This is a genomic window from Legionella santicrucis, from assembly GCF_001468135.1.
Taxonomy (GTDB): domain Bacteria; phylum Pseudomonadota; class Gammaproteobacteria; order Legionellales; family Legionellaceae; genus Legionella; species Legionella santicrucis.
This window is the reverse complement of sequence record NZ_LNYU01000090.1, coordinates 1-13,325: the sequence shown is the minus strand read 5'-3', so window position 1 is coordinate 13,325 and position 13,325 is coordinate 1. Positions and strand designations below refer to the sequence as shown.

The following is a 13,325-nucleotide window of genomic DNA, read 5'->3' as shown; positions in this document are numbered from 1 at the left end:
TCATTTTTCTAAAACTAATCTATAAAAATTGCAGAATACACTAACTTCTTTGTTTTTTATAGATATTTAATGAGGTCTGCTTACATTCCAATAGACAGCTAGTAGATCATATAAAATACAATATTTGCTATCGCTGGTTTTGTCGATTAACACTTAAAGATAAAACACCTCATCACTCCTCTCTGAGTCGAATTAAAAAACGATTAGGTGCGCAAATTTTAGAGCAATTCTTTTTTGAAATTATTGAACAGTGCAGAAAAGCAAACTTATTAAATGGCACTAGTGTAATGACTGATAGCATTTTACTTGATGCAAATGCTTCTCTTGACTCATTAACGTTAAAAGAAAAAGACATTAATAGTATCCTTATTGAAAAAGGAAAGCGTACCATATCAAACAAAACTCATATCAGTAAAACCGATCCGGATGCAACACTAGCTTTTAAATCAGGAACTCCACGAACATTAAAATATAAAGCCCATGTTACCACTGATGGTTCTAATCGCATTATTTTGGCAATTAAAATAACTACCGGTGCAATTCATGATTCTGTACCTTATTTAGAACAACTTAATTATGTAAAGCAAAATGTTCTTAGCTCCTTAAATGAAACAATTGCAGATAGAGCATACGGTTCAGGTGAAATTATCTCTTTTTTAAGAGCTCAAGCATTAACAACCTATATCCCTTTGTTTAGTTCCCGAAGTGGTTCTTCTGAAAATAGTATTGTTGAAGGTTTTCAGTATGATTCAATACAGAATCAGTACGTATGTCCTCAAAATGCCATATTAAAACCCTGTAAATCACAAGGAGATACCACAATCTATATTTCTTCCACGAAGGACTGTAAGCAATGTTCTTTTTCTCCAAATTGTTTGGCAAAGATCAAAAATAAAGGATCAGCTCGATATGTCACTCGGAATAAATATGCTGAGCTTTATAATCAAATGAAAAACGAAATGGAACAACAATATTTTAAAGAAAAACTATATGAACGAATGTGGAAATTAGAAGGAGTCATGAATGAATTAAAAAATTATCATGATTTAAAACGAGCTCAATACAGAGGATTGGAAAACACACAAATTCAAGCCTATTTTGCTGCTATGGCTTTAAATATCAAGAGATTGATATTTTTTATTCTTTACGAAATAGCACTAATTTTGATCCAACTTTGATCATATTTTTCAACAGGCCGCACCGTATAATTGAACCATTCAATATTTGTATATATTTTTAATTTCATTATCACATCTCGGTTTAAAAAACTGTTTCATTTATATAATGTTTAATTTAGACTCCATATAACCTTATATTGAACTAAATCCTCTATGTTAATTGGCTATGCTCGAATTTCTACCACCAACCAAAATTTAGATTTACAAATTGATGCTTTGAAGAAAGCTGGATGCGAGAAAATTTATCAAGATCAAATTAGTGGTTCTGCAATAAACCGACCGGCTTTGGATGAATTAATTCAGGATATTAGAAAAGATGACGTTTTAGTCATATGGAAGTTAGACCGGCTAGGGCGATCTTTTAAAGATTTAATTACATTAGTAAATAATCTTCTGGAAAGAGGAGTGGGTCTTAAAAGTCTGAATGACCCGATAGATACAACCACTGCGCAAGGAGGATTAATATTCAATATATTTGGTTCTCTTGCGGAATTTGAACGAGAACTGATAAGAGAGCGGACACTTGCAGGATTAGAAGCAGCAAGATTGCGAGGAAAAAAGGGAGGGAGTCCGGCTGGTCTATCAAAGTCTGCTCAAGGAAAGGCGCACTCATCAGAGTTACTCTACAAGGAAGGAAAGCTTAGTGTTGCTGAGATTTGCATGCAACTTGATTTAAGCAAAGCGACGTTTTACAAATATTTGAAATTAAGAGGAGTATCTATTTCTGCTGATAATTATAGAGCCAGGTATAAACCTCCAACAAGTATGATTATAGATAAAGAATGACCATTTTGTATATATGGGAATTCGAACTTCAAAATCAAGACCAGTTTATTGATGTGATGAGGAGAAGAAAGGACTTTTATTTCTTTTGTCACTCCAATAACGGATAAAGAGGGGTTCTACCAATAGTATCTAAAGACCAATAATTATAATTTCAAGAGCAACTTGGCACTCGATAATTGAACGTTCCTAGGATATCAAGAATAAGATAAATCTACGGTTCTTAAGGTGCTAAATTTTAATCATGCCCCTTTTTTACTAGAATCCAGGCCAGAGGTCAATTTTTAGAAGTGTTCATTTTCATTAAATTACAAGTTCAAATGGTTATTTGAAAATTTCAACTGAGGGTACAATCATTTTAATAGCAGGCTCAACTCATTTACCAATAGATGATTTTATAGATAATATTTTACAGAAGGTAACATCTCATACTAATTTAGTAATAACAGCCGCACCTGGTGCTGGCAAGACAACTCGATTGCCTCCGAAATTGCTTTCTGTTGTAGCCGGGAAAATATTAGTGCTAGAACCTCGAAGAATGGCGTCGATTGCTGCTGCTCATCGGGTTGCAGAAGAAAATAATTGGCTAGTCGGTGAGGAGGTTGGTTATCAAGTCCGTTTTGTCAATAAAACATCGCATAAAACCAGATTAATTTACATGACGGAAGCTTTGCTGGCACGACACATGATTCATCATCCTGAGTTAGACGATGTAGACATTGTGATTCTAGACGAGTTTCATGAAAGATCTTTATACGTTGATTTAACACTAGGATTAATACGTGAATTACAAGAGTTAGGGCATCATATTAAAATTGTGGTCATGTCAGCGACACTCGAAGCAGAAAAAATTGCTGAATATTTGGGTAACTGTCCTGTCATTTCCGTGCCTGGAAAATTATTTGAGTTAACGATACGTTATCAAAAATCAACCCAATTACTAACACCTAAATATCAATTTTATGAGCATTTATCTCAAGTCATCAAAGAAGCACAGCGACAGACTGATAAAGATATTTTAGTATTTTTACCGGGTGCACGTGAAATTGAACGTGCTAAAGGAAACTTACTTGATTGGAAAGAAAGCAAAAAAATAGAAGTGATCACGCTGCATGGCAGTCTTCCTCTGGAAGCACAGCGTATCGCATTGCAAAAATCTTCAGCGCAAAGGATTATTCTTGCAACTAATATTGCTGAGTCTTCTGTTACTTTAGACGGTGTTGATACCGTCATAGATTCAGGTTTAGTAAAAATAATGAAACAAGATTTACGTACTGGATTTTCACGCCTGGAAATTTCGCGAATTAGCTTAGCGAGTGCCATTCAGCGTGCTGGTAGAGCTGCCCGACAATTTCCAGGTGTTTGTTACAGGATGTGGAATCCACATGATGAAAGTTCGTTTGTGAAATCAAATATTCCAGAAATTCTATGTTCAGATTTAAGCGATAGTTTACTTTTTTTAGCTAATCAACATATCTCGAATTTTCAGAATTTTTCGTGGTTTGAAAGACCTCCCCGTGTCAACATTGAACGTGCGACCTTTAGCTTACAAGCGGCAGGTGCTATCCAAAATAACAATGAATTAACATCAATAGGTCGCCAGCTTTTGGACTTCCCATTACCTCTGCGTTTGGGGAGACTATTAATTGCAGGTATAGAAAATAATTGCATCGATCTGGCTGCAAAAATTGCAGCGTTATTACAAGAGCGCGATATTCTACGGAAAGAAATGGCGAATCATTTTCAAGCAGATCATTTTGAATGTGATGTTGCACCGCGATTAAAAATTTTGAATAAATTTCTAAAAGATGGTACTTCACATGAAGGTCATTTCACAATTTTACAAACTGTCGCGCAAAGTTATCAGCAGATTCTAGATCTTGCTAAAAAATTAAAAAAAGCAGAGCTCCCTGCTTATCTTGAAGAAGATGAAGCGAGACAGTTACTCCTTATGTTATCTTTTGGTGATCGTTTGTGTCGACGTCGCAAGAACTCTGATCGTGCATTAATGGTCGGTGGTCGTGGTGTAAAATTATCAGATCGAACGCTTGTGAAAAGGAGTGAATTTTTTATTGCATTGAATGGTTTTGAAGAAAGCGGCGAGACTGAAACTTTGATTAATCAGGCGAGTGGGATAAATAAAGAATTTTTGTTCAAACACTTTTCCGACAACATAATAAAGAAAAGAGACATCATTTTTGAAGCAGACAAATCGCAATTTTATCAGCGGGAATTTAAAACACTTTGGGATTTACCTATAGAAGAACCGAATTTTTTGCTGGCAACCTCTGTACATGTTGCAGAAAAATTGCCTGATATATTAACTGAGAATTGGGCGAGCACACTGAAGAAAAATGAAAATTTACATGAGTGGTATCAAAAGATTATATTTTTACGATTCCATAAGGCATTAATACCCCCTCATATACAAGATGAATTGGAAAGTCTTTTCGACGGAGATGCATTAAAAAAATCATTTTGCTTAACTGTATTTAGACAAGCATGTTTCGGTGAAAGTAAAATGACCTTAGTACTGCAAAAAAATTTAGTGTATTTTTTTGAACTAAATATATCTGAAACATTGCGTAGTATTTTACAAACCGAACTCCCAAATAGGTTAAAAGTTCAAAGTGGTAGCATGATACCCATTCATTATTCAACGGTTGAACATCCCTTTCTTAGAGTACGCATCCAAGAAGTGTTTGGATGGGAAGAAACGCCGAAAATATTATTTCAGAGTGTGTCAGTTGTACTGCATTTATTAGGGCCGAATTTTCGTCCAGTGCAGGTAACAAGCGATCTAGAAAGCTTTTGGAAAAATGGTTATTCAGAAATCCGTAAAGAGTTACGGATACGTTATCCTAAACATCAATGGCCATTAAATCCTGCTGATGGCATTGCTCACGCGAAGGGATCGAGGCGAAAATAAAAGAAATGCAACGATAAATCTATGGTTGTTTGGAAACGGGATCACAGCAATGTGGTCTCGTTTCCAAACAATTTTTACGTCAGGGCAAGTTCCGGAGTGCGAGGCCTTTTATGAGCGCATCCCGGATGATCAAATCTTGATTGTCGGGGTAGCGACCCCATCCATGTCAGAATTTACGGTTTGATATTCTCCATAATAAAGTTTGTAAGTTTTACTCCTCTAATCTCCACGTTTTGTTGTTTAACAACTTTAAAGCCTTTTGATTCAAAAAATGGTTTTGCTGTAATGCTCACTTCAGCAAAAACTCGCTTTAGGTTTAATTCATTTGCTTTATTAAAGACTTCATTCATTAATGAAGAGCCTATACCAAACCCCTGATATTCATGATGAACATAAAAGCAATCAATGTGACCATTCAGTTCAAACTCTGCAAAACCAACTATTTTATTATCCATAAGTGCAACCAGAGGTGTAATGGTTTCCCATTTTTTTTCCCATCCGGTTAAGTCTAAAGAAGAATCTGGAGCCCATGCATTAACCTGGTCTTCCGAGTAATCCTTAACATTAATATGATGAATTGTGTGGTAATAAATATTGGCCAAGTGTTGTGCATCATCAGGTATATATTGTCGAATAATAATTTTAGTGGTCATAATAATCTCTTTGTGTTGTCATTCTGGATTGTATCCTAAACTGATGTCAGGTGTGTCTATCTAATTATGTCAGAATAGAGTTTATAATTTGAATTATTGACACATTCATCTCTAGGTCTTGGACTCTAACTTGACAAATTACAGAGAAAAGCCATGCTTGGGCAAAAAATTGGATATATAAGAGTTAGCACTTTAGATCAGAGCTTCGAACGACAACTTGATAGAATTGAACTTCACCGAGTGTTTACCGACAAAGCCTCAGGAAAAGACACTAATCGGGATGAATTGTATGCAATGCTAAAGTTCGTGCGTAAGGGAGACTCGATTTATGTTCACAGTATGGATAGGCTTGCACGGAATTTAGATGATTTAAGAAAAATTGTTCGAGATTTAAATGAAAGAGATATATCAATTTAATTGTAAATATGTGAAAAGAAGTTTTTTGAAATGCATATCCAAAATCCTTTGATAATATTCAAATTAGTAGAAGAGTGTTTAATAGCAGAAAAGCTACTTTAGGGTAAGATAGCGCCAACGATACTACTGAAATAGGAACTAAGTTGTCATTAAATCCCGCCTACCTACACGAAAGGCTTTAAGGAAATAAATGGACAGGTTTCTATTAAGAAGCTAAAGTATAAACTTCATCGGAGTCTATTAGGTTAAATGTTATTTTAATTTGGATTTTCTCTGCAATTGCCCTTCTTATCACTTCAAGATTAGTGAATGGTTTTGATCTCAAAGATTTTAAAGCCGCGATGATTGCAAGTTTGGTCATTGGATTTCTAAATGCAATTATAAAACCGATTCTTTTTATCCTTACACTGCCAATTAATATTCTTACCCTAGGCCTATTTACGTTTGTGTTAAATGCGATCATCCTTCGCATAGCTGCAGTAATCCTGACAAGTTTTAAAATCGATGGATGGATTACAGCTGTTAAAGCTGCAGTCATTTTAGTGATAGTACAACTTCTTCTTAATCTTGCCTTTGCTTTCTAAAGCCTTCCTTGGCGAGCAGTAAAAGAACATAAGTAAACAGGCAATTTAATGTAGCCGGTTACACTTGAGACAGAACCTTATCTGCGGCAGTAGCTTCTCGTCCTAGCTTATTTAATTATCCATTAAAAGCAGCGATCGGAAAATAATTTATAACAAGCGGCAGCAATGTTTGTTAGGGGAAGCCCCTTCAGCAATATCCACATCAGTAATCGTATTATTTACCCTAGTACGCCATTCATTGTTAACACAAACAAGCGTAAGTATTGGGGTTAAATTCTCTAAATCATTGAGATCGTTTATCCAGGTAGGTTCCTTCGCTGAAAAACTTAGTTTCCTTGAACTTGCCTGATCGTTATAGCTATACGATTTTGCTTTTATTTCTGCCGCGTAAAATTTAATATTTTTTACGTTCTTTGGTGCATTAGATATCGCATGGTTTCTCGCCTCGTTAAGCTGATCGAATAAATAATATTTTTCTATAACTTTTTGTTCTTTGCTATTAGAAAAAAATCTGCTTTTATCTTGTTTAAAAGACATTTCATAAACATAAAGATTCATGGCTCTCCAAGGTTAAATAATGATAAGTGGGTTAAGTATAAATGGTTCTGTCGAAAATAGAACCTCTCAGTTATAATGCGCTATAAAAAGGGGTTCTGTCGAAAATTTATTACCACGCCCAAAACAGCCTTATTTAAGGCGTGTTGGCTTTGTCGCAGCATGTGGTGTAGTTCAATCCCGGCGTTGTGGAATAAATCGAATTAAGGTAACAATCACTCGAATTAAATTGGATTTTAGGTTTTATTAATATAAGCCAGAAAATATGACGAATTTTGCCTATCTACGTGTTTCTACCGACCATCAAGATGCTAAAAATCAGAAGCTAGGTGTTTTAGATTATTGTAACAGTCGTGGCATTAGCGCTTTAACATTTGTTGAGGATACGGTTAGTGGTAAATCTTCTTGGCGTGAGCGTGCTATTGGCTCTATTTTAGAGAAATCTGAAAAAGGTGATGTTATCGTTGCTTCAGAAATTTCCAGTTAGGCCGATCTACATTGCAGGTGTTGGAAATAATGGAAATGGCAGCGCAAAAAGGCATTGCAGTGCATATAGCAAAAAATAGTATAGTGTTAGATGGCTCTATGCAATCCACCATTACTGCTACCATTCTAGGATTAGCAGCGCAAATTGAGCGTGAATTTATATCCGCCCGAACCAAAGAGGCATTAGCTAAGAGAAAAAGTGATGGAGCAAAACTAGGCCGGCCAAAGGGAGAGTCTGATTTACTTAAATTAGATGCTTTTCGTGATGAAATAACAAATTACTTAAACAAAGGGATTAACAAGCGTGCTATTTCTAAATTGATTGAGTGTTCACCATCAACACTATACAAATGGCTTAAAAGACGACGTATTTATCTAAAATAACTATAATTTTCCAAAAAGGGAAAGCCAATAAAAGGTAATAATAAAATGCATGAATTAAAATTTTCTTATGAGTTATCAATAAGCACAGATGAGGAATCAGAATATATCAGTGATGAAATTATGAGCTTCAATGCACATAAGGTGCCATTTACTCAAAAAGAAACACCAATTTTCAAAAAATATGTCATTAAAAACAATAATATCATTATCGCTGGAATTAATGCTGTGATGTATCACTGGGGTATACTTTTTATTGATGAGTTATTTGTCTCAGAATCTAATAGACAGAAGCAATTTGGCAGCTATCTTTTAAAAAAAGTTGAAGAGGAAGCTAAAGAGCTTGGCGCAACATTGTCGCATACAGACACCTTTGATTTTCAAGCTAAAGATTTTTATTTGAAACAAGGCTATGAAGTATTTGGTATATTAGAGAACTGCCCCCCAGAACATTGTCGTTTTTATTTAAAAAAGATTTTGTAGTTCAAGTAGGGAGACAGTTTCGCGGGTATTCTTAAAATACCCCAAGAACGTACCAGAGCTGGATTAGAAGCAGCCCGAGCTAGAGGAAAAAAGGGGGGTCGCAAAAAAATATCACCAAAAAATCCCAAGGTTCTTACAGCAAAGAAAATGCATAAAAATCATGGAATGAGTATTGATGACATTTGTAAAACTTTGAATATTTCAAGGGCTAGCTTTTATCGCTACCTTTCACTAGATGAATAGAATATATTACATTTGATGGATAGATGGCTCATTAATTACATCACTTGGATAATTAGTTAATTCTTTTTCAACTTTAACTAAAAAATCAGTATCAATATATTTTGAATCCAATTCTTGATAATTATGTAATAATAATTGCTGTGTCGATCCTAAGAAATCGTCAAACCATCGTTTACTAATTTGATATGATTCTTTAAGCAATGACTTCTGATCCTCGCTCCTTTGCGCTAATGAAAAACTTCTATTGTGAATTTCGCATAAGAAATATGCTATATGAAAAGCATATTTTGCTGATGTACTTGGACAACTATTAGATTTTTGCTTTCCTATAGGAATAGTCAGAATATGATTTTTTGTAGAAGGACCATATTGCCATAGCTCTTTTAATGGTATTGCGCTTATACGATTTCGAGTATATCGCGATAATGCATAAGGAGAAAAAACGGGCTCTATAAAAATGGAAAAATCGTTACGACCTAATCCTCTATCAGCTTCTACACGTAAATGATAATAAGGATTTACTTTCATAAAACCTACTGTAGCAATATGAGCCTCTCCCCAATATCCACGGAGATTAACAGGTAGAACAATCGGGTCACCCTTATTATACATATCATAAATAAATTGAGTATCATATGTTCCATCTGTTGAGTACAGTGTTTGAAGGCATCGATTTAATGGAATACGTATACTGTCTGGAAGTTCTTGAGTTAATGATGTAGGTTCTAAATTTCTAAAATATAAATCAAGAAGGTAATTCCAATGAGCATTTGAATCACGCATATGCTCATGTACACATAAAGTCCCATTAGAATAACTCGTACCAGGGATGTCAAAAAACATAGCCATATATTTTTGCAATCTTAATGCGTTAAAATCTGGATTATTACGGATGATTAAAGACGTAAACACTAAATAGCCTAATAAAGTGATTTCATCAATCTTATCTGGTTTACTTTTAACTATTTTAGTGTTCAAATCAAGACCATAACTTAATAGCATATCAAGGATAAATTGATTTTCTTCATTAGTCTTTCCATTATCTATAATACTGCGCTCAACAATTGATACATTATCAGGCATATTACGATTCACATTGATACCATTGCGAAAGAAAATTTCAGAAATTTTTGGATTACGATGCACATATAACGCAATTATTTTATCTGCTTCATCTGTGTTTTCTGATAAAAAATCTCGATTAGATTGAATAATTAATTCGAGAACATCAAGTCGATTTTTATAGATAGACTTTTCGATGATGTCTTTTAGATAGTAAGTATATCCTGCCCAAGATGATTGTACCTCCTTTGTGCGCGCATCTTTCATTTGACGGCATAATTGTGTGTACAAATCATAGTTATCTATTTGGTGTTCGATTAAATTAGTAATAAGAGCACTAAGTTTAGCTATTCCCAATTCACTATTAGGAAATACTTTCAACAAGAAATTAATTAGTCCGATATCTGTACCAAAGTTAATTTCATTTAATACAGAACTATTCTCTTGTAACCACTGGATCCTATCAGTGATATATTGAAAGGCTAGTTTATTTTTATGATGCTCAACCAACAAAAATAATGAATTGAGCGTATTTACAGGATAAATCTCTAGTAATAATGAAATCGTGTCTAAGGCATTTTTAGAAAAAAGCTCAGCAATTACATTTTCCAATGATGGTGATATATTGTTCGAAAATTTTTTATCGAGGAAATTAATAAGAAAAAATTGCAATTGAGAAGGATCTTTCTTATTAAGAAATAAAGCTATAATTTTGCTTAAACTGAGCTTGTAATTTACTTCTTTTAAATACGATATAACTGATTCATTATTTATAGAGTAAGCATTTAACAACATTTGTAGTTTCTGTTCCTCTGAAAGGAATATCTGTTGTTCTTTCAAAGAAAGCAAATCACTTGTATTGCCCTGTTCAATAACATTATTTATTAATAGCGCACGTTGTCTGGCGGCTTCAGCTTCTTTCTGTTTAATATCGCTTTGTTTTTTATCATTGATGTGTTTAATTATAATGCCAGTCGTCGCAATTACGGTGATGCTGCCAATAATCAGAAAAAAATATTCCATAGAGATTAAAGTTTGTTTTGAGTGTGCTTATTATACACTAAACTGCCTTTAACTTGTAAAATAATATGCTTAGAGTACCTTTTCATTTCAATGATTGTCACACCCCAAGAAGCATTAGAGACGATAGGTCATTTAGCGAAAATCATCATTGAGCTAAAGGAAGAAGTCACACATCTTAAAGAAGAAAATGCTCGCCTCAAAGAGCAGTTAAATACCAACTCAAAGAACTCCTCATTGCCTCCAAAAGAAAAAACAGAGTAAGCCCTCGAGTGGTCGAAAACCTGGAGGAAAACCGAGCCATAAAGATCATCAACGCGCATTAGCCCTCCTAGAAAAAGTCACCTCAGTGGTTGTTTGTCCACCTCAAAGTGATTGTGATTGTGGTAACAAGTTAGAAGTATTAAGTCAGTTTGAACGACATCAAGTTTATGACCTACCCACAACCTATTACGAGGTAACGGAATATCAGTTTCAAACAGGATGCTGTAGGTCATGCCGTCGGTGCTATCAAGGTAGTTTGCCTCAGAGAATCAGTCGCAAGGGATTTGGCCCACGCGCTCAAGCGATGGTCAGTTTATTAACGAGTAAATATCGGTTGAGTAAGCGTTTAGTCCATGCCTGGTTTTCTGATGTTTATCACATGCCCATTTGTTAGGTAGTGTATCGAATGTGGAGCATACCGTGAGTCAATCACTGTAGCGAGCTCATGAAGAAATAAAAGCTCAGGTCCAGGCCTCAAAGACAACTCATTTAGATGAAACAGGCCATAAAGAATGTAACCAAAATGGTTGGGTGTGGATTATGAGCACGCAAGATGCTACAGAATGTTCTCGCGGTGAGAATATTGCTAAAGAACTTATTGGTGATTTTCGAGAGCATATTTATGTAACAGACCGTTATTCTGCTTATGACTTTTTACCCGATAAGAATCGCCAAGTGTGCTGGGCTCATTTAAAAAGTGATTTTCAAAAGATATCAGAGCGTCCTGGTGTACCAGGAGGAATAGGAAGAAAGCTTCTTAAAACGTATGAATGCCTTTTTACGTTTTGGAAAACAGAGTATGCCCAAGCATGCTCGCATTTAAAAAAACCGAGAAAGAGGTTACATTATTTTAAAGCAAAATTACTTCGTCATTTACGTCAAGCTACTCGGTGCCCCATAAAGCAACTAGAACATGCGCCAATATTTTGGAGTCGGTGGATAGTTTATGGAGCTTTTTTAATATCCCTAATGTTCCTCCAACGAATAACCATGCTGAGCGTCAACTCAGATCTTTGGTCATTTCTAAGAAACTAACTTTCAGAACTCAATCACAGCGAGGTAGTAGGTTTATTGAGCGTATCTTTTTCATTGTTGCCACATGTAAGCAACAGCAGAAAGAGGTTGTGAGATTTATTATGGAGGCTCTTCAGAAATGAATTGTTGTTCGTCAAAACTTAGACGCCCCTTTACAAGGGGCGTGAATGTTTACCAATCATAAAACTCCATTAGACGACAAAGAAAGCTACCGCTGGTTGAAAGCCTATAGAAAGGCCAATATTCATTATGAATCTCTCATCCAGTTTCAAACCGTCAATTTGAATACTAAGCTGGTTACTATTAGATGCCAACTCAGTGGGTGGAATGGTTCATTACATTGGAGCCGAATACTCCATATCGTTAGTATTTGGTAGATTATTATTTTTTAGTTTCCTTATCATCCGATATGATGTCAGCGATGGTAATTACACGTTATTGTTATTATTATTGGTTGGCTTTCTTTGATATCTGGTTGACCATCGGAGATACTTGATAAAAAGCTAATTGTAGTTGTTTTGTAATGCAGATAAAGACCGTCCCCATATTGCTGACAGATCGCTTGCATCACATCTGGAGACTCGGTCACATACAGGCTCTTGTTGGGGCTGTTAATAAAATATTGTGGGAATGTACATGTGACCTCTGTATCTAAGTAAGTTACACCGTAGCAGCCAAACCTATCGGTATGTGAATTTGAGTGAGTACATAGACTAAGCAACAGCATTGGAGGTATTAATATTTTTTTCATATATTTTCTTGCATTTATTTATCCCTAAGACATGAGCCACTATACAATACCTTGTCTTACAAAGGGAAATTGAATAGTTCAATGATTGTGATAAGACTATTTTATTTCTTCTTTGCTGGTGCCGTTAACATGAATCGTTAGGAATCAATGTAGCATCATTATATCTTTGCTGTTTCACCGGGAGTTAGACCAAAAGGTATCCTGTGGAAAAACGGTTCTACCCCAAAAAGTGGTCGTTCTGAATTAGCTGTCCTGAAATGAAATATCAGCGAGGTCTATTAGCCGCATTAAGAACCAACCCCAATAATCTCACTGTAAAACGATTAAATAAGCGAGAGCGCTATTTGCAGCAACAGCCAGTCACTGCTGCCCTTTATTACTTTAAACAGCGATTACATCGGCTACTCATGAGAAAACATCGCACCGCAAAGCAGTGTACGCGTTTAATACCTCTTTTTCTTAAACTGGTTGCCAGTCTGAAGGAAAGTCCTTTTGAGTCAC

Annotated in this window: 16 protein-coding genes and 4 pseudogenes; 16 read left to right on the top strand and 4 right to left on the bottom strand. The window is 35.3% G+C overall.

The genetic code is table 11. The features are described from left to right. Positions 1 to 62 precede the first annotated feature (62 nt). The 4 genes and pseudogenes from Lsan_RS23635 to hrpB form a co-directional block, all read left to right on the top strand. Positions 63 to 191 (top strand): annotated as a pseudogene (locus Lsan_RS23635) (transposase); the annotation flags it as partial. Positions 192 to 287: 96 nt separating this feature from the next. Then, positions 288 to 1,178 carry a transposase gene (locus Lsan_RS17480; RefSeq protein WP_058515411.1) on the top strand — a complete coding sequence of 297 codons (891 nt, stop codon included), beginning with the start codon at positions 288 to 290 and terminating at the stop codon, positions 1,176 to 1,178. A 153-nt stretch (positions 1,179 to 1,331) separates the two neighbouring features. Then, positions 1,332 to 1,964, top strand: a complete 633-nt coding sequence (locus Lsan_RS17475; RefSeq protein WP_058515410.1) for a recombinase family protein — start codon at positions 1,332 to 1,334, stop codon at positions 1,962 to 1,964. Positions 1,965 to 2,289: 325 nt separating this feature from the next. Beyond that, positions 2,290 to 4,890 (top strand): ATP-dependent helicase HrpB, encoded by a 2,601-nt coding sequence (gene hrpB / locus Lsan_RS17470; protein WP_058515409.1) that lies wholly within the window; start codon positions 2,290 to 2,292, stop codon positions 4,888 to 4,890. 173 nt (positions 4,891 to 5,063) lie between these two features. On the opposite strand, the gene Lsan_RS17465 is transcribed toward hrpB, so the two are convergent. Beyond that, positions 5,064 to 5,543, bottom strand: a complete 480-nt coding sequence (locus Lsan_RS17465) for a GNAT family N-acetyltransferase (protein ID WP_058515408.1) — start codon at positions 5,541 to 5,543, stop codon at positions 5,064 to 5,066. Between the two features lie 153 nt (positions 5,544 to 5,696). Between Lsan_RS17465 and Lsan_RS17460 the strand changes: the two genes are divergently transcribed. Then, on the top strand, positions 5,697 to 5,960 hold the full coding sequence (locus Lsan_RS17460) for a recombinase family protein (protein ID WP_058515407.1): 264 nt from the start codon (positions 5,697 to 5,699) through the stop codon (positions 5,958 to 5,960). 305 nt (positions 5,961 to 6,265) lie between these two features. Next, positions 6,266 to 6,544, top strand: a complete 279-nt coding sequence (locus tag Lsan_RS23630; RefSeq protein WP_420324303.1) for a phage holin family protein — start codon at positions 6,266 to 6,268, stop codon at positions 6,542 to 6,544. 147 nt (positions 6,545 to 6,691) lie between these two features. Here the strand turns inward: Lsan_RS23630 and Lsan_RS17450 are convergent, their stop codons facing one another. After that, positions 6,692 to 7,102, bottom strand: coding sequence for a hypothetical protein (locus Lsan_RS17450; protein WP_058515405.1), 411 nt, complete (start codon positions 7,100 to 7,102; stop codon positions 6,692 to 6,694). Between the two features lie 262 nt (positions 7,103 to 7,364). Here Lsan_RS17450 and Lsan_RS23410 point away from each other — a divergent pair, with 262 nt between their 5' ends. The 5 genes and pseudogenes from Lsan_RS23410 to Lsan_RS23620 all read left to right on the top strand — a co-directional run bounded on the left by Lsan_RS23410 (position 7,365) and on the right by Lsan_RS23620 (position 8,692). After that, positions 7,365 to 7,586 carry a recombinase family protein gene (locus tag Lsan_RS23410; RefSeq protein WP_202814643.1) on the top strand — a complete coding sequence of 74 codons (222 nt, stop codon included), beginning with the start codon at positions 7,365 to 7,367 and terminating at the stop codon, positions 7,584 to 7,586. Between the two features lie 35 nt (positions 7,587 to 7,621). Next, on the top strand, positions 7,622 to 7,969 hold the full coding sequence (locus Lsan_RS23405; RefSeq protein ID WP_202814642.1) for a recombinase family protein: 348 nt from the start codon (positions 7,622 to 7,624) through the stop codon (positions 7,967 to 7,969). Between the two features lie 45 nt (positions 7,970 to 8,014). Continuing rightward, the gene (locus Lsan_RS17440) at positions 8,015 to 8,449 is read left to right on the top strand and encodes a GNAT family N-acetyltransferase (protein ID WP_058515404.1); all 435 of its coding nucleotides are present in this window, start codon (positions 8,015 to 8,017) and stop codon (positions 8,447 to 8,449) included. Between the two features lie 10 nt (positions 8,450 to 8,459). Next, positions 8,460 to 8,516 (top strand): annotated as a pseudogene (locus Lsan_RS23625) (hypothetical protein); the annotation flags it as partial. Positions 8,517 to 8,596: 80 nt separating this feature from the next. Next, positions 8,597 to 8,692 (top strand): helix-turn-helix domain-containing protein, encoded by a 96-nt coding sequence (locus tag Lsan_RS23620; protein ID WP_237762185.1) that lies wholly within the window; start codon positions 8,597 to 8,599, stop codon positions 8,690 to 8,692. Positions 8,693 to 8,698: 6 nt separating this feature from the next. On the opposite strand, the gene Lsan_RS17435 is transcribed toward Lsan_RS23620, so the two are convergent. After that, positions 8,699 to 10,777 carry a hypothetical protein gene (locus Lsan_RS17435; protein ID WP_058515403.1) on the bottom strand — a complete coding sequence of 693 codons (2,079 nt, stop codon included), beginning with the start codon at positions 10,775 to 10,777 and terminating at the stop codon, positions 8,699 to 8,701. Positions 10,778 to 10,867: 90 nt separating this feature from the next. On the opposite strand from Lsan_RS17435, the gene Lsan_RS22245 reads away from it, so the two are divergent. The 4 genes and pseudogenes from Lsan_RS22245 to Lsan_RS17425 all read left to right on the top strand — a co-directional run bounded on the left by Lsan_RS22245 (position 10,868) and on the right by Lsan_RS17425 (position 12,450). Then, positions 10,868 to 11,038 (top strand): hypothetical protein, encoded by a 171-nt coding sequence (locus tag Lsan_RS22245; RefSeq protein ID WP_157068323.1) that lies wholly within the window; start codon positions 10,868 to 10,870, stop codon positions 11,036 to 11,038. A gap of 85 nt (positions 11,039 to 11,123) precedes the next feature. Beyond that, positions 11,124 to 11,432: a hypothetical protein gene (locus Lsan_RS22240; RefSeq protein WP_133134363.1), complete on the top strand. Its 309-nt coding sequence runs from the start codon at positions 11,124 to 11,126 to the stop codon at positions 11,430 to 11,432. A gap of 59 nt (positions 11,433 to 11,491) precedes the next feature. After that, a pseudogene (locus Lsan_RS17430) lies at positions 11,492 to 12,195 on the top strand (IS66 family transposase). Between the two features lie 45 nt (positions 12,196 to 12,240). Continuing rightward, positions 12,241 to 12,450, top strand: a complete 210-nt coding sequence (locus Lsan_RS17425) for a hypothetical protein (RefSeq protein WP_058515401.1) — start codon at positions 12,241 to 12,243, stop codon at positions 12,448 to 12,450. 38 nt (positions 12,451 to 12,488) lie between these two features. On the opposite strand, the gene Lsan_RS22235 is transcribed toward Lsan_RS17425, so the two are convergent. Next, on the bottom strand, positions 12,489 to 12,662 hold the full coding sequence (locus tag Lsan_RS22235) for a hypothetical protein (RefSeq protein ID WP_157068322.1): 174 nt from the start codon (positions 12,660 to 12,662) through the stop codon (positions 12,489 to 12,491). Between the two features lie 413 nt (positions 12,663 to 13,075). Here Lsan_RS22235 and Lsan_RS17420 point away from each other — a divergent pair. Beyond that, positions 13,076 to 13,325, top strand: a pseudogene (locus Lsan_RS17420) (transposase); the annotation flags it as partial.